Annotated in this window: 23 protein-coding genes; 16 read left to right on the top strand and 7 right to left on the bottom strand. The window is 71.8% G+C overall.

From position 1 onward, the window contains the following. Positions 1-4: 4 nt before the first annotated feature. Positions 5-1,222 (bottom strand): MFS transporter, encoded by a 1,218-nt coding sequence (locus HMPREF0063_RS01120; RefSeq protein WP_007076801.1) that lies wholly within the window; start codon positions 1,220-1,222, stop codon positions 5-7. Positions 1,223-1,261: 39 nt separating this feature from the next. Between HMPREF0063_RS01120 and HMPREF0063_RS01115 the strand changes: the two genes are divergently transcribed. The 5 genes from HMPREF0063_RS01115 to HMPREF0063_RS01095 are packed head-to-tail and all read left to right on the top strand — an operon-like array spanning position 1,262 to position 5,530. Further along, positions 1,262-1,960: a uracil-DNA glycosylase gene (locus tag HMPREF0063_RS01115; protein WP_007076800.1), complete on the top strand. Its 699-nt coding sequence runs from the start codon at positions 1,262-1,264 to the stop codon at positions 1,958-1,960. 9 nt (positions 1,961-1,969) lie between these two features. After that, entirely contained in the window at positions 1,970-3,118 is a 1,149-nt protein-coding gene (locus HMPREF0063_RS01110) for an AI-2E family transporter (RefSeq protein WP_007076799.1), read from the top strand. A gap of 8 nt (positions 3,119-3,126) precedes the next feature. Beyond that, positions 3,127-3,879, top strand: a complete 753-nt coding sequence (locus HMPREF0063_RS01105) for a dihydrofolate reductase family protein (RefSeq protein ID WP_007076798.1) — start codon at positions 3,127-3,129, stop codon at positions 3,877-3,879. Next, entirely contained in the window at positions 3,876-4,775 is a 900-nt protein-coding gene (locus HMPREF0063_RS01100; RefSeq protein ID WP_007076797.1) for a dihydropteroate synthase, read from the top strand. Before HMPREF0063_RS01105 ends, HMPREF0063_RS01100 begins: the two co-directional genes overlap by 4 nt. A 5-nt stretch (positions 4,776-4,780) precedes the next feature. Continuing rightward, on the top strand, positions 4,781-5,530 hold the full coding sequence (locus tag HMPREF0063_RS01095) for a helical backbone metal receptor (protein ID WP_040320392.1): 750 nt from the start codon (positions 4,781-4,783) through the stop codon (positions 5,528-5,530). Between the two features lie 122 nt (positions 5,531-5,652). Here HMPREF0063_RS01095 and HMPREF0063_RS01090 read toward each other — a convergent pair whose 3' ends face one another. The 3 genes from HMPREF0063_RS01090 to HMPREF0063_RS01080 form a co-directional block, all read right to left on the bottom strand. Continuing rightward, positions 5,653-6,336 (bottom strand): acyltransferase, encoded by a 684-nt coding sequence (locus HMPREF0063_RS01090; protein WP_156793997.1) that lies wholly within the window; start codon positions 6,334-6,336, stop codon positions 5,653-5,655. Continuing rightward, positions 6,333-6,785 carry a hypothetical protein gene (locus HMPREF0063_RS01085; protein ID WP_040320015.1) on the bottom strand — a complete coding sequence of 151 codons (453 nt, stop codon included), beginning with the start codon at positions 6,783-6,785 and terminating at the stop codon, positions 6,333-6,335. Before HMPREF0063_RS01085 ends, HMPREF0063_RS01090 begins: the two co-directional genes overlap by 4 nt. Before the next feature lie 138 nt (positions 6,786-6,923). Then, complete coding sequence (locus HMPREF0063_RS01080; RefSeq protein ID WP_007076793.1) at positions 6,924-8,066, bottom strand: acyl-CoA dehydrogenase family protein; 1,143 nt, start codon at positions 8,064-8,066, stop codon at positions 6,924-6,926. A 67-nt stretch (positions 8,067-8,133) separates the two neighbouring features. Between HMPREF0063_RS01080 and HMPREF0063_RS01075 the strand changes: the two genes are divergently transcribed. The 7 genes from HMPREF0063_RS01075 to HMPREF0063_RS01045 are packed head-to-tail and all read left to right on the top strand — an operon-like array spanning position 8,134 to position 13,581. Continuing rightward, on the top strand, positions 8,134-8,736 hold the full coding sequence (locus tag HMPREF0063_RS01075; protein WP_007076792.1) for a TetR/AcrR family transcriptional regulator: 603 nt from the start codon (positions 8,134-8,136) through the stop codon (positions 8,734-8,736). Further along, a complete protein-coding gene (locus HMPREF0063_RS01070; protein WP_007076791.1) occupies positions 8,733-9,707 on the top strand; it encodes an NAD(P)H-dependent flavin oxidoreductase in 975 nt (324 codons plus the stop codon). The genes HMPREF0063_RS01075 and HMPREF0063_RS01070 overlap by 4 nt, the downstream gene beginning before the upstream one ends. 29 nt (positions 9,708-9,736) lie before the next feature. Further along, positions 9,737-10,501: a 3-hydroxyacyl-CoA dehydrogenase gene (locus HMPREF0063_RS01065; RefSeq protein ID WP_007076790.1), complete on the top strand. Its 765-nt coding sequence runs from the start codon at positions 9,737-9,739 to the stop codon at positions 10,499-10,501. Between the two features lie 16 nt (positions 10,502-10,517). Next, positions 10,518-11,315 (top strand): enoyl-CoA hydratase, encoded by a 798-nt coding sequence (locus tag HMPREF0063_RS01060; RefSeq protein WP_007076789.1) that lies wholly within the window; start codon positions 10,518-10,520, stop codon positions 11,313-11,315. Then, positions 11,312-12,172: an alpha/beta fold hydrolase gene (locus HMPREF0063_RS01055; RefSeq protein ID WP_007076788.1), complete on the top strand. Its 861-nt coding sequence runs from the start codon at positions 11,312-11,314 to the stop codon at positions 12,170-12,172. Before HMPREF0063_RS01060 ends, HMPREF0063_RS01055 begins: the two co-directional genes overlap by 4 nt. Before the next feature lie 20 nt (positions 12,173-12,192). Then, positions 12,193-12,705: a DoxX family protein gene (locus HMPREF0063_RS01050; protein WP_007076787.1), complete on the top strand. Its 513-nt coding sequence runs from the start codon at positions 12,193-12,195 to the stop codon at positions 12,703-12,705. A 3-nt stretch (positions 12,706-12,708) separates the two neighbouring features. After that, positions 12,709-13,581, top strand: coding sequence for an NTP transferase domain-containing protein (locus HMPREF0063_RS01045; RefSeq protein ID WP_007076786.1), 873 nt, complete (start codon positions 12,709-12,711; stop codon positions 13,579-13,581). 16 nt (positions 13,582-13,597) lie between these two features. On the opposite strand, the gene HMPREF0063_RS01040 is transcribed toward HMPREF0063_RS01045, so the two are convergent. After that, positions 13,598-15,904: an FdhF/YdeP family oxidoreductase gene (locus tag HMPREF0063_RS01040; protein ID WP_007076785.1), complete on the bottom strand. Its 2,307-nt coding sequence runs from the start codon at positions 15,902-15,904 to the stop codon at positions 13,598-13,600. Between the two features lie 85 nt (positions 15,905-15,989). Here HMPREF0063_RS01040 and fdhD point away from each other — a divergent pair, with 85 nt between their 5' ends. The 4 genes from fdhD to HMPREF0063_RS01020 all read left to right on the top strand — a co-directional run bounded on the left by fdhD (position 15,990) and on the right by HMPREF0063_RS01020 (position 20,697). After that, on the top strand, positions 15,990-16,820 hold the full coding sequence (gene fdhD / locus HMPREF0063_RS01035) for a formate dehydrogenase accessory sulfurtransferase FdhD (RefSeq protein ID WP_007076784.1): 831 nt from the start codon (positions 15,990-15,992) through the stop codon (positions 16,818-16,820). 28 nt (positions 16,821-16,848) lie between these two features. Continuing rightward, the gene (locus HMPREF0063_RS01030) at positions 16,849-17,535 is read left to right on the top strand and encodes a nitroreductase (RefSeq protein ID WP_007076783.1); all 687 of its coding nucleotides are present in this window, start codon (positions 16,849-16,851) and stop codon (positions 17,533-17,535) included. Between the two features lie 796 nt (positions 17,536-18,331). Next, positions 18,332-19,849, top strand: coding sequence for a flavin-containing monooxygenase (locus tag HMPREF0063_RS01025; RefSeq protein ID WP_007076782.1), 1,518 nt, complete (start codon positions 18,332-18,334; stop codon positions 19,847-19,849). Then, a complete protein-coding gene (locus tag HMPREF0063_RS01020) occupies positions 19,846-20,697 on the top strand; it encodes an SDR family NAD(P)-dependent oxidoreductase (protein WP_007076781.1) in 852 nt (283 codons plus the stop codon). The genes HMPREF0063_RS01025 and HMPREF0063_RS01020 overlap by 4 nt, the downstream gene beginning before the upstream one ends. 323 nt (positions 20,698-21,020) lie before the next feature. Here HMPREF0063_RS01020 and HMPREF0063_RS01015 read toward each other — a convergent pair whose 3' ends face one another. Both HMPREF0063_RS01015 and HMPREF0063_RS01010 read right to left on the bottom strand, forming a co-directional pair. Continuing rightward, positions 21,021-21,899, bottom strand: coding sequence for an SDR family oxidoreductase (locus HMPREF0063_RS01015; RefSeq protein ID WP_007076780.1), 879 nt, complete (start codon positions 21,897-21,899; stop codon positions 21,021-21,023). Further along, positions 21,899-22,330, bottom strand: coding sequence for a type II toxin-antitoxin system Rv0910 family toxin (locus HMPREF0063_RS01010; RefSeq protein WP_007076779.1), 432 nt, complete (start codon positions 22,328-22,330; stop codon positions 21,899-21,901). Before HMPREF0063_RS01010 ends, HMPREF0063_RS01015 begins: the two co-directional genes overlap by 1 nt. Positions 22,331-22,354 lie beyond the last annotated feature (24 nt).

The following is a 22,354-nucleotide window of genomic DNA, read 5'->3' as shown; positions in this document are numbered from 1 at the left end:
CGGGTCAGGCGTGGGCGACGGGCCGGGCCTCGCGCAGCGTGCGGTTGGCCGCGAGGGCGAGCACGAGGGCGACCCCGGCGGCCGCGACGGTGACGGCGAACGCCGGTCGGTGACCGCTGTCGTCCGCCAGCCGTCCGGCCAGGGACGCGCCGAGCGCGTAGCCGATGCCGGTGGCGCCGGCCAGCAGCGTCATGGCGGTCCCGACCCGGTGCAGCGGGACGAGGATCCCGGCCAGGGCGAAGTTGCTGATCATGTAGGGCGCCACCGCGAAGCCCAGCAGGGCGATCACCACGACGAGCGAGAGGATCGAGTCGACCAGCAGCAGGGGGGCCGACAGCACCAGCAGGCCGGTGGCGGCCACCAGCATCCGGGTCGCGTAGAGGACCCGCTCGGGCAGGGCCGTGACGGCCAGACCGGCGATCACGCTGCCGATGCCGAGGACGGCGTGGATGAGCCCCGCCGCGCCGGCCTGCCCGACCCCGTCGGCCAGGACGGTGGTGCCGGTCTGGACACTGCCGAAGATCGCCCCGATGCACAGCTGCGCGAACACCAGCACGACGAACGACACCGTCCAGAGCGTGGATCCGCCGACCACGTCGGTGGCGGCCCGCTTCGCGACCAGCGCTGACGTGGGGTGGACGGCGAACCAGGTGCCGAACACCGCGAGCAGGACGGCCGCCGCCACCAGCGCCCCGGCCGGCTCGGCCACGATCGCCAGCACCCCGATCAGTGCCGGACCGAGCACGAACGAGGCCTCGTCGGCGGCCCCCTCGTAGGAGAAGGCCGCGTCGACGAGGCGGCGCTGGTCCCCCCGGTCGGACGTGATCGGGCGCCACCGGACCCGGGCCAACGGACCGACCTGCGGCATCGCGAAGCCGGTGATCCCGGCCGCGAGGAAGATGATCCCGTGGGCCGCTCCGGCACCGGTCACGAGCACGACCGCGACCAGCCCGACCGCACCCACGAGCGACTGCACGAGGACGACCGGCCGCTGCCCGACCCGGTCCGCGAGCGCGCCGGCCAAGGGCGAACCGATCGCGTTGGCCACGGCCAGGATGCCGGCGGCGGCTCCGCCGACCCCGTAGCGACCGGTCTCGGTGCTGACCAGGACGAGGACGCCCAGCTGGCTCATGGCGAGCGGGATCCGCCCGAGGAAGGCTACGACGACGTAGGCGGGCCCGACGATCCGCAGGAGCGCGCGGTAGGCGGCGATGGCTGACACAGCGGGAGCCACCCTACCGACCGCCGTTAGGCTCGCGGGATGAGCCGTGACCTGTCCGACCTCGTGGCGCCGGACTGGGCCGAGGCGCTGGCGCCGGTCGCGGGCGAGATCGCCGCCGTGGGCGACTACCTCCGCTCCGAGATCGCAGCCGGGCGCAGCTACCTGCCGGCGGGGCCGCACGTGCTGCGCGCCTTCGAACGGCCGCTCGCCGACGTCCGCGTCCTGATCACCGGACAGGACCCCTACCCGACCCCGGGGCACCCGGTCGGGCTGTCGTTCTCGGTCGCGCCCGACGTCCGACCGCTGCCGCGCAGCCTGACCAACATCTACACCGAGCTGACCGCGGACCTCGGGATCCCCGCTCCGCCGCACGGGGACCTGTCGGCCTGGGCCGACCAGGGGGTGCTGCTGCTCAACCGGGTGCTGACCGTGCGGCCGGGCAACCCGGCCAGCCACCGCGGCAAGGGATGGGAGCGGGTCACCGAGCAGGCGATCCGTGCCCTGGTCGCCCGGGGCGGTCCACTGGTCGCGATCCTGTGGGGACGCGACGCGCAGGCCCTGTCCCCGCTGCTCGGCGACACCCCGCAGATCGCCTCGGCCCACCCGAGCCCGCTGTCGGCGTCACGCGGGTTCTTCGGATCACGGCCCTTCAGCCGCGCCAACGACCTGCTGGCGCAGAAGGGAGCCGCGCCGGTCGACTGGCGTCTGCCGACGGGCGGGCTGCCGACGGATGGCTAGGCTGGTGCGGTGAACCGACCGGACCCCGAGCAGCCGCGCGTGATGGACCGCGCCGCGGTGATCGACCACGGGTTCGACGGCATGCAACGCTGGTCGATCCGCATCGTCACCATCGCCCTGGCCGCCGTGGTCGTCGGGTGGGTCCTCGGTCAGACCTGGATGGTCTGGTACCCGGTCGCGCTCGCGATCATCGTCTCCACCGTGCTGGCCCCGCCCGTCACCTGGCTGCGCTCCAAGGGTCTGCCGTCGGTCGCGGCCGCCGGCCTGGTCATGATCGGCTTCCTCGGGCTGATCACGACCCTGGTCGCCATCCTCACCCCGCAGGTGGCCGGTCAGGCCCCCGACATCGCCGACCAGGCGTCCCGCGGACTCCAGAAGGTGCGGGACTGGTTGATCGACGGGCCCATGCAGCTGTCCGACGCCCAGATCACCCGCGCCGTCGGGGCCCTGCAGGACCGCATCCAGGACAGCGCCGCGGCCATCAGCGCCGGCATCTTCTCGACCATCAGCACGGCCACCTCGGTGGTCCTGAACCTGGTGGTCATCCTGATCCTGACCTTCCTGTTCATCAAGGACGGTCACCGCTTCCTCCCCTGGGTGGCGTCGCTCGGCGGACGCCGCGCCGGCCACCACCTGACCGAGGTCCTCGGCCGCTCGTGGGAGACCCTCGGCGGGTTCATCCGCACGCAGAGCATCGTGGCGCTCATCAGCGCCACCATCATCGGCATCGCCTTGGCGATCGTCGGGGTGCCGCTGGCCGTGCCGCTGGCCGTCGTGACCTTCTTCGGCAGCTTCATCCCGATCATCGGCGCCTTCGTCACCGGGGCGCTCGCCGTGCTGGTGACGCTGGTGACCGGGTCCCCGCAGGACGCACTGGTCATCCTGCTGGTGTTCGTCGGGGTCCAGCAGCTCGAGGGCAACCTGCTGTCGCCGTGGCTGCAGGGCAAGACGATGAACCTGCACGCCGCGGTCATCCTGCTGGCGGTGCTGGCGGGCGGCTCGCTCTTCGGGATCACCGGCGCGTTCCTGGCCGTGCCGGTCGTCGCCACCGTCGCGACGGTGCTGCGGTACGTCAACGAGCAGATCGACCTCTCGGTCTCCCCCGAGGCCCCGCCGGAGGACGCGCACGCCGCCTCGCCCCCACCACCCGAGGACTGAACCCGACGATGACATCGATCCGGCAGGTGCTGCCGGGCTCCCCCGGCACGCCGGTGGGACCGGCCCAGCTCGAAGACCTCTACCCGTGGCCCGTCTGGCCCGCGGATCTCGTCTGGGTCCGAGCCATGATGGTGACCACCCTCGACGGCGCAGCGGCCGGACCCGACGGACTCAGCGGGTCCATCTCGTCGCCGGAGGACAGGGACGTGCTGGTCGCCGTGCGCCGCCACGCCGACGTGGTCCTGATCGGAGCGGGGACCCTGCGCGGCGAGCGCTACTCGCCGATGACGGCCCGGGCCTCCGACGCCCAGCAGCGCCACGAGGCGGGCCAGCGGAGCGCACCCACCCTGGCCGTGCTCAGCGGGTCGCTCGACCTCCCGTGGGACCTGCCGGTGTGGGCCGGATCCACCCATCGCCCGGTGGTCCTGAGCCGCGATGACGCCGATCCGGGACGGATCGCCACCGCTCGCACGCACGCCGACCTGGTCCTGCTCCCCGATCTCGCGCCCGCCACGATCATCGGCGCGCTGGTCGAGCGGGGCCTGCGACGCATCGTCTGCGAGGGCGGGCCCAGCCTGCTGCGCGAGCTCATGGTGGCGGGCCTCGTCGACGAGGCCGACATCACCGTCTCGCCCCTGTTCGTCGGCACCAGCCAGTCCTCCGTGACCGAGACGATGGCGGTCCCGGCCCGGTTCCGGCTCGTCCACCTCCTCGAGAGCGACGGCACCCTGATGGCTCGATACACCAAGGACCTGACGTGATCTCCTTGTCCGACCTGGCCGACCTGGCCACGACGTACCGCGACGACCTGGACCACCCGGTCGCTCCCCTCAAGCTCGGCTCGGTGCTCCTCGACACCGATGTCGAGCCCGCGCTGATGGGCATCGTGAACCTCTCGCGGGACTCGACCTACCGCGAGAGCGTGGCCGTCGGCACCGCCGCCGCGGTCCGCAAGGCCCGGGTCCAGGTCGCCCAGGGGGCTCACGTCATCGACATCGGCGCGGAGTCGAGCCGGTCCACCGCCTCGCTGGTCACGCCCGAGGACCAGGTGCGACAGCTCGTCCCGGTCATCGAGGACCTCGTCGCGGACGGCATCGTCGTGTCGGTCGAGGCCTACGACCTGCACGTCGTCGAGGCGTCACTGCGCGCCGGGGCGCAGGTGCTCAACCTGACCGGGTCCCAGCAGGACGACGCCATGTTCGCGCTCGCGGCCGAGGCCGACGCTGCCGTGGTGCTGTGCCACATCCTGGGCGGCCATGCACGGTCGGTCGACGCCCCGGCGGTCGACGCCGACCCCGTCCCCGCGATGCTGGAATCGTTCGGGGAGCGGATCGAGAAGGCGCGCTCCTGCGGTGTCACGGAGATCGTGATCGACCCCGGGGCCGGATTCGACTTCCACCTCGACGACCAGCAGGCCCGCATGCGCCACCAGGCCGTCTCGCTGCTCAACACCTTCCGGTTGCGCCGGCTCGGTGTGCCGGTCTGTCATGCCCTGCCGCACGCGTTCGACCTGTTCGGGGACCAGTTCCGCAGCGCCGAGGGATTCTTCGCGGCCCTGGCGTTCCTGGGGGGCACCGGGATGTACCGGACCCACGAGGTTCCGTTGACCAGCGCCGTCCTGGCGGCCATGGCTGCGTTCTCCGCCACCGCTCGGTGACCACCGTGCTCGACGACCTGGGGCATGCGGTCGCCGTCCCCGCGCCGGCCACCCGGGTGGTGTCGCTCGTGCCGTCGTTGACCGAGGCGATCGCCGCGACCCGCCCCGGGTCCCTGGTGGGCGCCACCGACTGGTGCACCCACCCGGGCGACCTGACGGTGACGCGGGTCCGGGGCACCAAGAACCCCGACCGCGCGGCGATCGTCGACCTGCGCCCCGACCTCGTGGTGACGAACCAGGAGGAGAATCGGGAGCTCGACGTGCGGCGGCTGCGCGAGGCCGGGATCGCGGTCTGGGTGACCCGGATCGAGACCGTGGCGGAGTCGTTCGCCTCGATGCGCAGGCTGTTCGACCTCGCCCTCGGATGGGGCGTCCCCGCGTGGCTCGAACGCGCCGAGGCCGCGTGGGAGCAGCCCGCCCCCGCCCGACGGCGACGGGTCGCGGTGCCCATCTGGCGTGACCCGTGGATGGTGGTCGGCAGTCGCACCTTCACCGGCGACCTGCTCGACCGCCTCGGGCTCGACAACGTGTTCGGCGACTCCGGCGACCGCTACCCGCAGGTCGACCTCAGCGCGATCGACACCGACCGGGTCGACGTCGTGCTGCTGCCCGACGAGCCGTACGTGTTCACCCCGGACGACGGACCGGAGGCGTTCGACACCGCACCGGTCGTCCACGTGTCGGGTCGCGCGCTGACCTGGTACGGCCCCGCCCAGCTGACCGCCCGCGACGAGATCCTCACCGCCCTCGGCTGATCCCCCCCCCGACCGGCGGTGGATTCGCGACCGAAAGGCCCCGTCGGTGCCCAGCGGACCGAAAGAGCCGTCATACGGTCGCAGATCCACCGCCCCGGGGGAGGCAGAGGGGAGGGCCGAGGTCAGTCGGGGGAGACGGCGCGCCAGAAGGCGGCCTGGTCGGTGACCGGTCGCACGTCGCCGCCCGGGCCCACCCAGCCGACCCCGGGCTCGAGCCGGCGCACCACGCGGGCCGGGACCCCGGCGACCACGGTGTGGTCGTCCACCACGCCGCGCACGACCGATCCTGCGGCCACGACGACGTTGCGCCCGAGTCGCGTCCCGGGCAGCACGATCGCCCCGTGACCGATCCAGGAGCCGGCCCCGACCGACACCGGCAGGTGCTCGCCGAACTGTTCGCCCACCGGGAGCCCGGGATCCTGGTAGCCGTGGCTCGCGTCGGAGACGAAGACGTCCTGGCCGCACCAGACACCGTCCCCCAGCTCGATGGAGGCGTGGGCGGTGAGACTGGAACGGGCGCCGATGACGCAGTGGTCGCCGATCACCAGACCGCGCTCGGGCCGGGTGCTCCAGAGCGCGCCGTAGCCGACCGACAAGGTGACGTGGCGCCCGATGAGGGTGTTCGACCCGACGTGGATCGACTCCAGGCCCATGAGGGTGGCGGCCGGGAACCCGATGGCGCTGCCGGCGCCGAACGAGCCGAACTCGTCGGCGCGGTCCGTCCCGGGCACGATCTCGCCGACCCGGTCGACCCACCGGTGGACCGCGTGCACGGAACGGTTCAGCAGGCGTCGCCGTCGGGTCACGGGGAGAGGTTAGCGGGCCGCCGCCGCGCCACCGCCACGACACCGAGGGCCAGCACGACGGTCAGCAGGCCGAACTTCGCCAGCGCGAAAGCCCTCGCCTGCTGGAAGGCCGCATCCGTGCCGTCCTCCAGTCCGCTCCACAGCCGGGCGTTCTCGACCACGTCGAACAGTCCCGCCGCCACCGCGGCGACCACGAGGAGCCCGGCGAGCCCGCGGCGGCCGAGCCGGGTCGACAGCAGCACCGCCGTCAGCACGTAGCCGGGGATGAAGGCCACCCAGTCCACGACCAGAGCGGCCCGGAACTCGTCCTCACGCCCGGCAGCGAGCTCAGCCGCGGTGAGGGCGTCGCCGGCCAGCTCGAACTGCACGATCGGCAGGGTCGGGTGGCCGAAGATCCCGTAGGCGACGCCGCCGACGAGCACGGGGACGAAACAGATCCAGCGGGGCATGCGCCCGATCATGGCAGACCGGCGCGGGTGACCGGTGGTTTCGAGGCTCGCAGGCTCGCACCTCAACCACCCGAAGGTCACCCCGGTGGTTGAGGTGGCGCGAGGAACGAGCGCCCTCGAGACCACGCCCACCCAGCCTCACCGGGCGAGGTCGCGGCCGATCACCAGGCGCTGGATCTGGTTGGTGCCCTCGAAGATCTGCATGACCTTGACCTCCCGCATGTACCGCTCCACCGGGAAGTCCTTGGTGTAGCCCGCGCCCCCGAGCACCTGCACGGCGTCGGTCGTGACCCGCATGGCGTTGTCGGTGGCGACGAGCTTGGCGATGGATGCCTGGCGCGCGTAGGGCCGACCTGCGTCCTTCAACCGGGCGGCGTGCAGGTACGTCGCCCGCGCCGACTCCACGGCGGCGGCCATGTCGGCGAGCAGGAACGTCAGTCCCTGGTGGTCGACGATCGGCCGGCCGAAGGCCTCCCGCTCCTTGGCGTACGCCAGCGCGACGTCCAGCGCGCCCTGGGCCACGCCGGTCGCGACCGCCGCGATGCCCAGCCGACCGGCGTCGAGGCCGGCCAGCGCGATCGAGAGGCCCTGACCCTCCTCGCCGAGCCGTCGGTCGGCCGGGATGCGGACGTCCTCGAACAGCATCGTGGCCGTGGTGGAGCTCATCAGCCCCATCTTCTGCTCGGGGTTGTCGGCGGTGAGGCCCGGCGTGCCGGCCGGGACCAGGAAGCACGAGATGCCCCGTCCGCCGGTGTCGGAGGTGCGGGCCATGACCTTGTAGACGTCCGCCTCGCCGCCGTGGGTCGTCCAGGCCTTCGCCCCGTTGATGACGTACTCGTCGCCGTCGCGGACGGCGGTGGTGCGCATCGCCGCCGGGTCCGACCCCGCGTGCGCCTCGGACAGGCAGTACGCCCCCAGCAGGTCACCCGCCAGCAGGTCGGGCATCCAGCGCTGCTGCTGCTCGGGGGTGCCGGCGTGCGACAGGCCGAAGCACGAGAGCGCGTGCACGCTGACGCCGACGCCCACGGCCGCCCACGCCGAGGCGATCTCCTCGACCACCTGCAGGTACACCTCGTACGACTGGCCGCCGCCGCCCAGCTCCTCGGGGTACGGCAGGCCCAGCAGACCGGCTCGCCCGAGGGTGCGGAAGACCTCCCGCGGGAAGGTCGCGGACCGTTCGGCCTCGTCGACGCGGGGCCGCAGCTCCTTGTCGACGATCGTGCGGGTGAGGTCGACCAGGTCGGCGGCGTCGTCTGACGGCAGCAGGCGTTCGGCGGGCATGGCGTCAGCCTAGCCCGGCTCAGTACCGGACGTAGTACCCAGGCACCGCCGCTGGTACTGTCCTGGGGTGATCGACCGCGAGGCGCCGGCAGACCGTCGCGAGGAGCTGCTCGACGAGCTGGTCGAGCTGTTCCTCGCCGAGGGATTCCTGCGCTTCAGCGTCGAGGACCTGGCCCGACGACTGAACTGCTCCAAGACCACGCTGTACCAGGTGGCCCCGAGCAAGGAGCAGGTCATCCTGACGGTCGTGCGGGCCGCCTTCCGGCGGTCGACGGACGCCGTCGAGGCCGCCGTCGCCGCCACCACCGACCCGGTCGGTCGCATCGCCGCCTACCTCGACGCGATCTCCGCCGAGCTCGCCCCGGCCGGCCCCCAGTACTACGCCGACCTCGACACGTTCGTCCCCGCGCGGGAGATCTACCGCCAGAACACCCGGCTCGCGGCGCGACGGCTGCAGGACCTCGTCCAGGAAGCCGCCCCCCGCTCCCACGTCCGTCCCGAGTTCACCGGCAACGTCGCCGCGCTCGTCATGGCCGCGATCCAACGCGGCGAGATGGAGGCCGCCACCGGGCTCGACGACGCCACCTGTTTCCACGAGCTGGCCCTGCTGATCACGTCCGGCATCCAGGGCCGCACCGACCGACCGTCCCCCGAGAGGACCCCCGCATGATCCGTACCGAGTTCACCGAGCAGTTCGGCGTCGACCACCCGATCGTGTGCGGAGGCATGACCGGCCTGGGCACCGCAGAGCTGATCTCGGCCGTCGCCAACGCCGGGGCGCTGGGCTTCCTCACCGCGCTGACCCAGCCGTCCCCGGAGGCGCTGGCCGCCGAGATCGCCCGCACCCGCGAGATGACCGACCGACCGTTCGGCGTCAACCTCACGATCCTGCCGACGATCGACCCGGTGCCCTACGACGAGTACCGCGCCGTCATCGTCGAGGCCGGCATCACGGTGGTCGAGACGGCCGGCTCCAGCCCCGCGCCGCACCTGCCGGACTTCAAGGCCGCGGGCATCAAGGTGATCCACAAGGCCACGAGCGTGCGTCATGCCCTGTCGGCCGAGCGCAAGGGCGTCGACGCGATCAGCATCGACGGCTTCGAGTGCGCCGGCCACCCCGGCGAGGACGACGTGCCCGGCCTGATCCTCATCCCCGCCGCCGTCCGGCAGCTGTCGATCCCGGTGATCGCCTCGGGCGGCATCGCGAACGGTCAGGGCCTGGCCGCCGCGCTCGCGCTGGGGGCGTGCGCCGTCAACATGGGCACCCGCTTCATGGCCACCACGGAGGCCCCGATCCACCAGAACGTGAAGGACCAGATCGTCGCCAACGACGAGCGCGACACCGTGCTGGTGTTCCGCCGGTTCCACAACACCGCCCGGGTCGTGCGCAACAGCGTGTCGGAGCAGATCGTGGAGATCTCCGAACGCCCGGACGCCACGTTCGACGACATCGCGGAGCTGGCCTCCGGCGCCCGCGGCCGCTCCGAGGTCCTGACCAAGGGCGAGATGGAGGGCGGCATGTGGTGGGCCGGCCAGACCCAGGGTCTGATCCACGCCGTCGCCCCCGTGGCGGACGTGGTCGACGAGGTCATCGCCGACGCCGAGGCCATCATCGGTCGCCTCCCCACGCTGGTCTCCTGAACCCCGCTCCCCACACCGAAGGAATCCCCATGGACATCAACCACCAGGTCGCGCTCGTCACCGGCGGCGCCTCCGGCCTCGGCCTCGCCACCACCCACGCCCTCCTCGCGGCCGGCGCGAAGGTCGTCATGCTCGACCTGCCCGGCTCCCCCGGTGACGACGTCGCCGCCGAGCTCGGCGAGAACGCCCGGTTCGCCGCCGCCGACGTGCGCGACGAGGCGGCCGTCTCCGCGGCGCTCGACGTCGCGGCCGAGCTCGGCGACCTGCGGGCCGTCGTCAACTGCGCCGGCACCGGCGACGCGATCAAGACCGTCGGGCGTGACAACGCCCCGTACCCGCTCGACAAGTTCCAGCGGATCATCGAGATCAACCTGATCGGCACCTTCAACGTGATCCGGCTGGCCGCCGCCCGCATGTCGGCCCTCGAACCGCTGGGCGAGGAGCGCGGCGTCATCGTCAACACCGCCTCCGTCGCCGCCTTCGACGGCCAGATCGGGCAGGCCGCCTACTCCGCCTCCAAGGGAGGGGTCGTCGGCATGACCCTGCCGATCGCGCGCGACCTCGCGAAGACCGGCATCCGGGTGATGACGATCGCGCCGGGCCTGTTCGACACCCCGTTGCTCGCGTCGCTGCCCGAGGACGCCAAGGCCTCGCTGGGCGCCCAGGTCCCGCACCCGAGCCGACTGGGCGACCCGGCCGAGTTCGGTGCGCTGGCCGCGCACATCGTGGCCAACCCGATGCTGAACGGCGAGACCATCCGGCTCGACGGCGCCATCCGCATGGCGCCCCGCTGATCGTCAGGAGAACCCCATGAGCACCCAGCACGGAACCCGAACCGGCACCGAGGTCGAGGCCGTTCTCGACGCAGGAGTCCTGACCGTCACCATCCGTCGCCCGGACTCCCTCAATTCGGTCAACGACCAGGTCCTCCACGACCTCGCCGACCTCGTCGAGGGAGCCGCCTCCCACGCCGACGCCCGCGTGGTCGTGCTGCGTGGGGAGGGCCGGGCGTTCAGCTCGGGGGCCGACCTCGACCCCGACGAGCAGGCCGGCGACCCCTCGACCGCCACGATCGATGCGGCCAACCGGCTGGTCGGGGTCATCCGCGACTCCCGGCTGCCGGTGGTGTCGGTCGTGCAGGGCCCGTGCGCCGGGGTGGGTGTACCGATCGCGCTCGCCGCCGACCTCACCGTGGCCAGCAGCGCGGCGTTCTTCATGCTGGCGTTCACCAAGATCGGGCTGATGCCCGACGGCGGTGCCTCGGCGCTCGTCGCGGCCTCCGTCGGCCGCGCCACGGCCATGCGGATGGCCCTGCTGGCCGAGCGGCTGAGCGCCACGGACGCGAAGGCCGCCGGACTCGTGGCCGCGGTGCACGATCCCGAGGTGTTCGACGCCGAGGTCCGGGCGGTCCTCGACCACCTGGTCGCCGGTCCGCCGGCCGCGTACGCGCGCACCAAGCAGGCCATCAACTCTGCCACGCTCGGCGCCCTCGACGCGGCCTTCGAGCTGGAGCGTGACGGCCAGATGGTCCTGCTCGGCGCCGACGACTTCGCCGAGGGAGCCGCGGCCTTCCGAGAGAAGCGGACCCCGACGTTCTCCGACCGTTGACCGGGACCGACGTGGTCACCACGACGGCCCGCACCTACGAGACGCGGGACGGGCTCCGTCTCGCCGCCGACGTGTGGACGGTGCCCGACGCCGCCGGGACGGTGCTGCTCCTGCACGGGGGCGGCCAGACGCGCCACTCCTGGAAGTCCGCGGGCGAGCACCTGGCCGCCACCGGCCACACGACGGTCGCGCTCGACCACCGCGGGCACGGTGACAGCGACTGGGACCCGGCCGGGAACTACGACACCACCACCATCGCCCGCGACGTGGTCGACGTCGCCGCCGAGCTCGACCGCCCCCTGGTCATCGTCGGGGCCAGCCTCGGCGGGCTCACCGGGCTGCAGGCCGCGGCGTGGATGGGTGACGACCTGCGCGCGCTGGTGATGGTCGACGTGGTCCCCCACACCGAGACCGCCGGGGTGCAGCGCATCCATGCCTTCCTCGGCAGCGCACCCGAGGGCTTCGCGACGCTGGAGGAGGCGGCCGACGCGATCGCCGCGTACATGCCGCACCGGCCCCGTCGGGGCGTCACCCCGGGCCTGCGCAAGAACCTGCGCCTGCGCGAGGACGGCCGGTGGCACTGGCACTGGGACCCCCAGCTGCTCACCCAGCGCGGGCTGCCGTTCGGCCAACAGCTCGACCATCTCCACGAGCTCGGCCCGGACCTCACGATGCCCGTGCTGCTGGTGCGGGGCATGATGTCCGACGTCGTCAGCGAGGCCGGGGTGCGCGAGTTCGCCGCCACCGTGCCGGACGCCCGTATCGTCGACCTGGCGGGCGCGAGCCACACCGCGGCCGCGGACGACAACGACGCCTTCACCGGAGCCGTCGCGTCGTTCATCTCCAGCCTCGACTGAGCCGAACGGAAGGCCCTCCCATGGACCACGACCTCGCAGCCCTCGTCCTTCGGGTCGTGCTCGGCGCCACCTTCGTCCTGCACGGCTGGAACCACGGCTTCGGTGCCGGAGGACTGGCCGGCACCGCCTCGTGGTTCGAGGGCATCGGCCTGCGGTGGCCGCGGTTCCAGGCGGCGGTGTCGACCTACCTGGAGCTCGCCGCCGGCATCGCCCTGGTGGTCGGCCTCTTCACCCCCGCGGCGGCGGCGGCCTGCATCGGGGTGATGGCGACGGCCTTCTTCACCGTGCACCGCTCCAACGGGTTCTTCATCTTCAAGGAGGGCTACGAGTACGTACTCGTGATCGCCGCCTCGCTCACGGCGCTCGCGATGGTCGGGCCCGGTCGTTACTCGCTCGACGACGCGTTCGGTCTGGAGCTCGCGGGGTGGGAGTACGGGGTCGGCGCGTTCGCGGTGGGCGTCGCCGGCGCGGTCGGCATGCTCGCGGTGTGCTGGCGGCCGTCGAGGACCGCCGACACGGGCAGCGAGGGCTGAGCCGTGGACACCGCACCCGGGGTGCTGGCCGTGGTGCTCGCCGGGGGTCGCTCCCGGCGCCTGGGCGGCACGGACAAGCTGCTCGCCACGAAGGACGGCCGGTCGCTGGTCGACCGCACGGTCGACGCCGTGGCCGCCGTCGCCGACCGGGTCGTGGTCGTGGGACCGGACCGTGAGGTGCCGCGTGACGTCGTGGTGGTGCAGGAGGACCCGCCGTTCGGGGGCCCGGCCGCCGCCCTCGTCGCCGGACTCACCGCGCTCGCACGGGGCGTGCCGGTCAGCGACCACGCCCTGGTGCTCGTGGTGGCTGCTGACGTCCCCGCCGTCGACGAGCTGGTCGCCGCCCTGATGGCTGCGCCCCCCGCGCACGACGGGCGGGTGGCGGTCACCGACGGGCGACGGCACTGGGCTGCCGGCGTGCACCGGTTCGGTTCGCTGCGTCGTTCCGCCGCACGGCTCGGACCCCCGGCGGGGCGGGCGCTCCTCGACCTGCTCGAACCGCTGGAGCTCGAGGGGGTGGACGTCGATCCCCGGCTGGTCCAGGACGTCGACACACCGGCCGAAGCCGAGGCGCTCGGGGTCGTGCTGCCTCCGGCGGGCGGGTCGGCGACCGCTGCCGGCGGACCCGACGACGTCGTCGTGCGCTGGTGGCGACACGTCGTGACCGAGCTGGGGCTGACCGACGTGCCGCTGGACCCGACCGTCGTGCTGGACCTCGCAGGCGCAGCGGCTCGCGGCGTCGTCCGCCCGGCAGCGCCGGTCAGCACCTATCTGCTCGGATGGGCCGCCGGACGCGCCTCGGCCACCGACCCGTCGATGGACCCGGCCGACCTGGTCGCGCGGCTCCAGCGGCTCGCCGACGAATGGCCCGGCTGAAGCGGATCCGCCGGGCTCAGGTCACCGGCTCCAGCCGGATGACGACCGACTTCGACGCCGGGGTGTTGCTGTCCTTCGCCACCGCGTCCAGCGGGACCAGCACGTTCGTCTCGGGGTAGTAGGCGGCCGCGCACCCCCGGGGGGTGTCGTAGGCCACCGCGCGGAACCGCTCGGCGCGGCGTTCGACCCCGTCGGCGAACTCCGACACGAGGTCGACGTGGTCGCCGTCGACCAGGCCCTGGGCGGCGAGGTCGTCGGCGTGCACGAAGACCACCCGCCGGCCACCCGTGATGCCGCGGTACCGGTCGTCGCGCCCGTAGATGGTGGTGTTGAACTGGTCGTGCGACCGCAGGGTCTGCAGCAGCAGGCGACCCGGCGGCACGACCGGGTAGGTCACCTCGTTGCGCGTGAAGTGCGCCCGTCCGGTCGAGGTCTCGAAGCGTCGCTCGTCCCGCGGCGGGTGCGGCAGCACGAAGCCGCCCGGGCGGTCGAGCCGTCGCTCGACGTCCTCGAAGCCCGGGACGACCCGGGCGATCGACTCCCGGATGCGGCGGTAGTCGCCGCGCAGCGCCGACCAGTCGACCCGGGGCGCGTCGGTCCGGCCCGCCAGGACCCGCTCGGCGATGCCGGCGATGATCGCCACCTCGCTGCGCAGGTGTGGTGACGCGGGCTCGAGGCTCCCGACCGAGGCGTGCACCGCACTCATGGAGTCCTCGACGCTCACGCGTTGGGGTCCGGTCGCCTGCTCGTCGACCTCGGTCCGGCCGAGCGTCGGCAGGATCAGCGCCCGGCGACCGGTCACGACGTGGGACCGGTTCAGCTTGGTCGACACCTGCACCGTGAGGTCCAGCGAGGCCAGCGCCTCCTCGGTGGCGGCGGAGTCCGGTGTCGCCCGGACGAAGTTGCCCCCGAGGCCCATGAACACGCGCACGTCACCGCGCCGCATGGCGCGGATCGAGTCGACCGTGTCGAGACCGTGCTCACGCGGTGACCGGAAGCCGAACTCGTCGTCGATCGCGTCCAGGAACTCCTCGGGCATCTTCTCCCAGATCCCCATGGTGCGGTCGCCCTGCACGTTGGAGTGGCCACGCACCGGGCACACCCCCGCGCCGGGTCGCCCGATGTTGCCCTGCAGGAGCAGCAGATTGACCGCGTCGCGCAGCGTCGCCACGGCGTGCGGGTGCTGGGTGAGCCCCATCGCCCAGCAGATGACCGTCCGGCGGGACCCGGCGAGGATCCCGGCGACGCGGCGGATGTCGGCCTCGGCCAGCCCGGTGGCCTCGTGCACCGTCGCCCAGTCGAGGGTCGCCAGGCCCGCGAGGAAGTCGTCGAGCCCGTCGGTGTGCGCGGCGATGAACTCGTGGTCGAGCGCGGCGCCCGGCGACGCGGTGTCGATCTCGACCAGGATCGCGGCGAGCGCCTGGAACAGCGCCTGGTCGCCGCCGAGCCTGACCTGCAGGAACTCGTCGGCCAGGTCGGTCCCCCGGCCGACGACGCCGCGGGCCTTCTGCGGGTTCGCGAAGTTCAGCAGGCCGGCCTCCCGCAGCGGGTTGACCGCCACGATCGTCGCGCCCGCAGCCTTGGCCTTCTCCAGGGAGGTCAGCATGCGCGGGTGGTTGGTGCCGGGGTTCTGGCCCGCGATCACGATGACGTCGGCCTGCTCGACGTCCTCCAGGCTGACGCTGCCCTTGCCGATCCCGATCGTGTCGCCGAGGGCCGACCCGCTGGACTCGTGACACATGTTCGAGCAGTCCGGCAGGTTGTTGGTGCCGAAGCCACGCACGAACAGCTGGTAGAGGAACGCCGCCTCGTTGGAGGTGCGGCCGGACGTGTAGAACGTCGCGGCGTCCGGGGTGTCCAGCGCGGCCAGCTCCTCGGCGACCACGTCGAACGCCCGCTCCCACGTGACCGGCCGGTAGTGGGTGTCACCCGCCTCCAGCAGCATCGGGTGGGTCAGCCGCCCCTGCTGCCCGAGGGCGAAGTCGTCCCACTCGCGCAGGTCCTGGAGCGAGTGCTCGGCGAAGAACTCCGGCGTGACCCGGCGGCGGGTGGCCTCCTCGGCGACGGCCTTCGCGCCGTTCTCGCAGAACTCCGCGGTGTGCCGCTGGTCGTGCTCGGGCCAGGCGCAGCCGGGGCAGTCGAAGCCGTCGGTCTGGTTGACCTTCAGCAGCGTCAGCGCGGTCCGCTTGACGCCCATCTGCTGCACCGACATCTGCAGCGAGTGCCTGACGGCGGGAACGCCGGCCGCTCGCTTCTTGGGCCGCCCGACCTCCAGACGCGACTCGTCGATGTTCTCGACCTGCCGGTCGGTCTCGTCAGCCATGTCGTCCGCCCGCCCGGGTCGCCGTCCGACGCCCCTGTGGCGATCGTGTCATGATCGGTCGCACGAGGCACGAGGAGGAGCGGCGATGACCAAGCCCGTCCAGCGACGGCGGCTGGAGCGGGTCGAGGTGGGCCGGTCCCGACAGCCCCGGCACGACTCCCTGGTCACCGAGGAGCCGCTCGAGGTGCGGGTCGAGGGCCGGTCGTTCAGCGTGACGATGCGGACCCCCGGCGACGACTTCGACCTGGTCGCCGGCTTCCTCGTCTCCGAGGGCGTCGTCCGCTCCGCCGACGGGCTCGCGGCGATGCGCTACTGCGCCGGCGCGGTCGACGGGGACGGTGGGAACACCTACAACGTCATCGACGCCAGCGTCACCGGTCCCGGCGCGCTCGTGGCCCACGCCCGTGACCGCCACGTGTTCACCTCCAGCTCGTGCGGGTTGTGCGGGCTGGCGTCGATCGAGGCCGTCGAGACGGCGTCGTCGTTCGACGTGGGAGCCGATCCGGTCGCGGTGTCCGCCGACGTGCTCGCCGGGTTGCCCGATGCACTGCGGGCCGAGCAGCGGTGGTTCGACGACACCGGTGGTCTGCACGCCGCGGGACTGTTCGACACCGCCGGCGCCCCGCTGGTGGTGCGGGAGGACGTGGGCCGGCACAACGCGGTCGACAAGGTCGTGGGATGGGCGCTCCGCGAGGACAGGTTGCCGCTGGCCGGGTCGGTGCTGCAGGTGTCCGGTCGGGCGTCGTTCGAGCTGGTGCAGAAAGCCGGCATGGCCGGGATCCCGGTGCTCGCCGCGGTCAGCGCACCGTCGTCGTTGGCCGTCGACCTGGCCGACCGGATCGGGCTGACGCTGGTCGGGTTCTCGCGCGGTGGACGATTCAACGTCTACACCCGGGGGGACCGGGTCGCGACCTGACGCGATACGGGAACGTATCCTCGCAGCCATGACGTCGACCGCCCCCGCCTCGTCCTTCGACGAGCTCGTCCGCGCCCGCCGCAGCTGCCGTGGCTTCCGCCCCGACCCGGTCGACCCGGCCGTCGTCGAACGCATCATCGGTACCGCGCTGCACGCCCCCTCGTGGTGCAACAGCCAGTCGTGGCACGTGCACGTCATCGGCGGCGAGGCGGTCGAGCGGTTCCGCACCGGGATGGTCGCGGCGATCACCTCCGACCCCTCGGAGAACTCCGACCTGCCGTTCCCGGCCGCCTACGAGGGCGTGTACCGGGAGCGTCGCCGTGCCACCGGCTGGCAGCTGTACGAGGCGGTCGGCGTCGAGAAGGGCGACCGGCTGGGCTCCGCGGTCGAGATGCTGCGCAACTTCGAGTTGTTCGACGCCCCGCACGCCGCGATCATCACGACCGACGCGCAGCTGGGCACCTACGGGGCGATCGACTGCGGGCTGTTCCTGCAGACGTTCCTGCTGGCCGCGGAGGCCCACGGCGTCGCGACCGTCGCCCAGGCCGCGCTGGCCAGCCAGGCGCCGTTCGTGCGGGACTTCCTCGGTCTCGGCGACGACCGGCTCGTCGTGGCCGGCGTCTCGTTCGGGTACGCCGACCCCGAGCACGCCGCCAACTCGTTCCGCACCCCCCGCCAGTCCCTCGCCGAGGCCGCGACCTGGGTCACGGACTGACCCCCGTTCGCCGGGGACGAGCGTGGGCGTAGAGGCCTTCTCGCCAGCCCGAGCCTGCGAGGGCGTGAGACGCTTCTCTGTTGGTCAAGCGGCTGTCAGGTGGCCCGGCGGTTGCTCGAGGAGTCGGTAGATGTTTCGGGCGAGGTGGCGATTGATGATTCGTCGGGTGCGGCGGTCTGTCAGGTCTTCTGCTCGTCTCCTGTTGAGGTAGTCGCGGGTCGCGGGGTCGTGGCGGATGCGGGTGTCCGCGAATCCAGTCGGCCGCGCGACGCAACCCCGCAGGGCTGGTCACCGGCCGCCGCCACGACCGGACGAGTCTCACGCATGACACCCCTCAGGGGTCAACGCAGCGATGAGTCACGACCACGACGACACACGACGATTAGCCCTGCCAGCCAACCCCAGGTCAGCCAAGAACAACACCTGCAGCGCAGCGAGGCGAACCCCCGCGCACGTGAACGCCTCGGGCTCGTTCCTCGCCCTCACGCTCGCTTCGCTCCTTGACGAACGTCTGCTCGCGAGGGAGGCGAACCCGCCCCCGCATTCGGACGGGCGAGCGGCAAACTACCTGGGCGCTTCACATCGCTCCCCCGTAGTCGATACAGTTCGGCATGCGATCTTTTCAAATGACAGGATCGGGTCCGCCTCCAGATGATGGGCCCTCGGAGAAGCCCATCAGTCAGCCGACCACCACCGCCGCAACCACCAGCGGCGTCGGCCGTCGTCAGCCTCAGCCTCGTTTGCACTCCCCGCACCGCCGGGAGAACAGTTCGGAACGCCTGACCGGCGGTCGGGCATGACCACTTCCCCCGAGGTGGAGCACCTCGATGTGCTGGTGGTCGGTGCCGGCCTCTCCGGGCTCGGTGCCGGCCGATACCTGAAGGTCGAGCACCCCGCGAGGTCATTCGCGATCCTCGAGGCCCGCGGCGCCTCGGGTGGGACGTGGGACCTGTTCAGGTACCCCGGAGTCCGCTCGGACTCGGACCTGTACACGTTCGGCTACGAGTTCGAGCCATGGCGGGACAAGGAGTCCATCGCCTCAGCTTCGAAGATCCTCGACTACCTTCGGGCCACTGCCAGTAAGCACGGCGTTGATCAGCACGTTCGCTACTACCACCGGGTCGTCTCCGCGGACTGGTCGAACGACGATGCCCGTTGGATGGTCGAGATCGAACGGACCGACACCGGTCAGCGCAGTCACCTGACCACCGGGTGGATCTTCTGCGCCGGCGGCTACTACCGGTACGACGAGGGCTACACGCCGGAGTTCATCGGCCGCGAGAGCTACAGGGGTCAGATCGTCCACCCGCAGCACTGGCCCGCAGACCTCGACTACACCGGCAAGAAGGTCGTCGTCATCGGCAGCGGCGCCACCGCGATCACGTTGATCCCGGCCATGGCCGAGGAGGTCGAGCAGATCACGATGCTGCAACGCACGCCGACCTACGTCCTCCCGGTGCCGAAGGAGGATCCGCTCGCCGCCCCATTCATCAAGGTTCTCGGGGAGAAACGCGGGTACGCGGCGATCCGTCGCAAGAACATCGAGCAGCAGCGTCTGGTGTACAGGCTCTGCCAACGGTTCCCGAGAGCCGCGCGACGGCTGATCCGCACCGTCAACAGCAAACAACTGCCCGACGGATTCCCTGTCGACGAGCACTTCAACCCGCCCTACGACCCGTGGGACCAACGTGTCTGCGCGGTGCCGGACGGAGACCTGTTTCGCACGATCAGACAGGGCAAGGCCTCCGTGGTCACCGACCGAATCGCGACCTTCACCGAGACCGGCCTGCTCCTGGAAAGCGGTCGCCAGTTGGAGGCCGACATCATCATCACCGCCACGGGGCTCAACCTGCAGGTCTTCGGAGGGATGGATCTGGCCGTTGACGGACGTCCGGTCGTCCCGTCCGAGACCGTCGTCCATCGCGGCACGATGCTGAGCGGCGTACCGAACTTCGCGATGGCGATCGGCTACACGAACTCGTCATGGACACTCAAGGTGGGTCTGCTGTGCGAGTACTTCTGCCAGCTGCTCACCCACATGGACCAGCACGGACACGACACCGTGTACGCCGTCGCCGACCCGGACATGCCGACCCAGCCGCTGCTCGACTTCGGCGCCGGTTACGTGCAGCGTTCCCTTGCCGAACTCCCCCGACAGGGCCCAGCCGCCCCGTGGCTGATGTCGAAGGAGTTCCTGGAGGACCGCAAACTGATACGCCGTGGCGAGATCGCCGACGATCACCTGACGTTCTCCGGTCCCGCGGCCCGCGGCGCCGGGCCGAACCGCGTACAGACCCAAGGAGCACCGAGATGAGAACCCATCCTGTCCGCGACAAGGTCGCCGTCATCACCGGAGCCGGCTCAGGCATCGGCCGGGCATTGGCGATCGAGCTGAGCGCGCGCGGCGCCCGGGTCTCAGGGTGCGACCTGAGCGAGGACGCCCTCAAGGAGACGTCCTCCCTGTGCCGCGGCGAACTACACCAGGCGGTGGTCGACATGGGTGAGCGGGACGCCGTCCGGGAGTACGCAGCCGAGGTCGCGGATCACTTCGGCCAGGTGCACCAGATCTTCAACAACGCCGGCATCGCCTTCAACAGTCTGATCCTCGACAGCGAGTGGGCGGACTACGAGCGGGTGCTCCGCGTCAACCTGCACGGAGTCGTCCACGGCACCCAGGCGTTCTTGCCGCACCTGATCGCCTCCGGCGATGGGCACGTGGTCAACGTGTCCAGCATGAACGGGTACTTGGCACTCCCGGGGATGTCCCACTACTGCACATCGAAGTTCGCCGTGCGCGGATTCACCGAGAGCCTACGCACTGAGATGCTCCTCGACCGGCATCCCGTCCGCGTCTCCGTCGTACACCCCGGTGGCGTCGCCACCAACATCGCCGACAGCGCGGTCGCCCACGCCCGCGCCGCCGGGGTCGAGATCACTCCGGCCAAGGAAGCCAGAGCACGTACCTATCGCGAGAAACTGCTGACGATGGACCCGCAGCGGGCGGCACGGATCATCGTCGACGGTGTCGAAAAGGGACGCCCCCGCATCCGGGTCGGCCAGGACGCGATCGTCGTCGACCGGATCGTTCGGCTGCTGCCCTCGTCGGCCACCCGCATGGCCGTGCATATCGAGCGGCGGCTTCAGAAGTCCGAGCATGCGTGACCGTGGTCGATCTCGACTGCGCCGCTCGCTCTCGACACGAGTTGCCTTCACTCTCGTCGAGGCAAGCCCCCGAGGCGTGGGGTCGATCACGTAGGGGCTCCCGCCACCGCCACGGCCGCGAAGTGAGAGTCGCGATCGCGGATCTCTCCTCGCTCCGTCGTCGACGCCGTTCTATGCGGGGGAACCAGTCCCCCCGCTGATGATCGGCTTCAGTTGGCTCCCGACGCGACTGACGGGGCCGTGGACAGGACAGGAAGACAGGACAACGGGTTGCGGGAGGTGAACGCACGACCTCCACCAATCGCGCGGTACGCGAGAAGGGGTCAGGTCCAGTCGGACACGGCAGCCGCGACCGACCCGATCGACCACGCATCGGTGGTGTCGGCCGACCGCGCGCCCGTCCACCCCTGCAGCTCGGTGATGTTGCCACCCTGGACCGCGAAGACCTTGCCGGTCAGGGTGCAGGCGTCGGATGCCAGGTAGGCCACCAGCGGCGAGATGTTCTGCGGGCCGAGCGTGTCGAGTTCTCCCTCGGGGACCTCCTCGGCGAACATCGCACCGAAGCCCGGCGTCTGCAGCGTCAGCCGGGTGCGGGCGATCGGCGCGATGCAGTTCGCCCGCCCGCCGAAACGGGCCAGCTCGTCGGCCGCCACCAGGGTCAGCGCAGCGATGCCCGCCTTGGCGGAGCCGTAGTTGGCCTGGCCCGCGTTCGGCATGAAGGTGCCGGACGCCGACGCCGTGTTGATGACCGAGGCAGCGACCGGTGACCCGGCCTTGGCCTGCGACTTCCACCAGGCGGCGGCGTGGCGCAACGGCCCGAAGTGACCCTTCAGGTGCACCGCGATGACCGCGTCCCACTCGGCCTCCGTCGTCGCGGCGATGTACGCATCTCGCAGGATCCCGGCGTTGTTGACCAGCACGTCGAGTCCGCCGAAGGTGTCGACGGCCTGCTCGACGAGCGCATCGGCGTCGGCCCAGTCGGCCACGTTGCCGCCGTTGACCACTGCCCGGCCACCGGCCGCCTCGATCAGCGCGACCGTCTCCTGCGCCGGCGTCGCGTCGGCGCCGTCGCCGGTCGAGTCGCCACCCAGGTCGTTGACGACCACGGCGGCGCCCTCGGCCGCGAGGAGCAGCGCGTGCTCCCGACCGATCCCGCGCCCGGCGCCCGTGACGACCGCGACCTTGCCCTCGAGCGTGCCCATCAGGCGGCCAGACCCTGCAGCGTCTCCAGCGAGGCGGTGAGCTCTTTGGTGGTGCTCTTCTCGACCGCGCTGCCGATCGCCCCGACCACCATCTGACCGGTGAACTCGGCGTCGATCGTGGCCACCGAACCGGTCTCGTCCGCCGCCACCGACAGGACGAACCGGATGGCGACTCCGGCCATCCCGGTGCCGGAGATCGTCAGCGACCGGGGTGGATCGTAGGCGTCGACGGTCCACTCGATGACGTTGGCCATGCCGAGGACGCTGACCTGCTGGGTGAAGGTCGATCCGACTGCGAACTCGGCGGGCGGGTCCGCTCGCCAGGCGTCGTGGATCGTGAGCCACTCCTCGAACCGGGAGAGGTCCGAGAGCAGGGACCAGGCCTCTTCGGGGGGCAGGGACAGGTGGGCGGAGACGTTGCTGGTGGCCACGGGCGTGGTCCTTTCGTGGAGCGG

The organism is Aeromicrobium marinum DSM 15272 (assembly GCF_000160775.2).
GTDB classification, from domain to species: Bacteria; Actinomycetota; Actinomycetes; order Propionibacteriales; family Nocardioidaceae; genus Aeromicrobium; species Aeromicrobium marinum.
Note: the sequence above shows the minus strand (reverse complement) of the source record. Positions and strands in the feature narration are given on the sequence as shown.

Coding starts and splice junctions, on each gene's coding strand:
- HMPREF0063_RS01080 (WP_007076793.1), bottom strand. CDS start 8,066: ATGCCCGCCGAACGCCTGCTGCCGTCAGACGACGCCGCCGACCTGGTC.
- HMPREF0063_RS01025 (WP_007076782.1), top strand. CDS start 18,332: ATGACCACTTCCCCCGAGGTGGAGCACCTCGATGTGCTGGTGGTCGGT.
- HMPREF0063_RS01020 (WP_007076781.1), top strand. CDS start 19,846: ATGAGAACCCATCCTGTCCGCGACAAGGTCGCCGTCATCACCGGAGCC.
- HMPREF0063_RS01105 (WP_007076798.1), top strand. CDS start 3,127: ATGACATCGATCCGGCAGGTGCTGCCGGGCTCCCCCGGCACGCCGGTG.
- HMPREF0063_RS01070 (WP_007076791.1), top strand. CDS start 8,733: ATGATCCGTACCGAGTTCACCGAGCAGTTCGGCGTCGACCACCCGATC.
- HMPREF0063_RS01030 (WP_007076783.1), top strand. CDS start 16,849: ATGACGTCGACCGCCCCCGCCTCGTCCTTCGACGAGCTCGTCCGCGCC.
- HMPREF0063_RS01065 (WP_007076790.1), top strand. CDS start 9,737: ATGGACATCAACCACCAGGTCGCGCTCGTCACCGGCGGCGCCTCCGGC.
- HMPREF0063_RS01015 (WP_007076780.1), bottom strand. CDS start 21,899: ATGGGCACGCTCGAGGGCAAGGTCGCGGTCGTCACGGGCGCCGGGCGC.
- HMPREF0063_RS01085 (WP_040320015.1), bottom strand. CDS start 6,785: ATGCCCCGCTGGATCTGTTTCGTCCCCGTGCTCGTCGGCGGCGTCGCC.
- fdhD (WP_007076784.1), top strand. CDS start 15,990: ATGACCAAGCCCGTCCAGCGACGGCGGCTGGAGCGGGTCGAGGTGGGC.
- HMPREF0063_RS01115 (WP_007076800.1), top strand. CDS start 1,262: ATGAGCCGTGACCTGTCCGACCTCGTGGCGCCGGACTGGGCCGAGGCG.
- HMPREF0063_RS01060 (WP_007076789.1), top strand. CDS start 10,518: ATGAGCACCCAGCACGGAACCCGAACCGGCACCGAGGTCGAGGCCGTT.
- HMPREF0063_RS01050 (WP_007076787.1), top strand. CDS start 12,193: ATGGACCACGACCTCGCAGCCCTCGTCCTTCGGGTCGTGCTCGGCGCC.
- HMPREF0063_RS01040 (WP_007076785.1), bottom strand. CDS start 15,904: ATGGCTGACGAGACCGACCGGCAGGTCGAGAACATCGACGAGTCGCGT.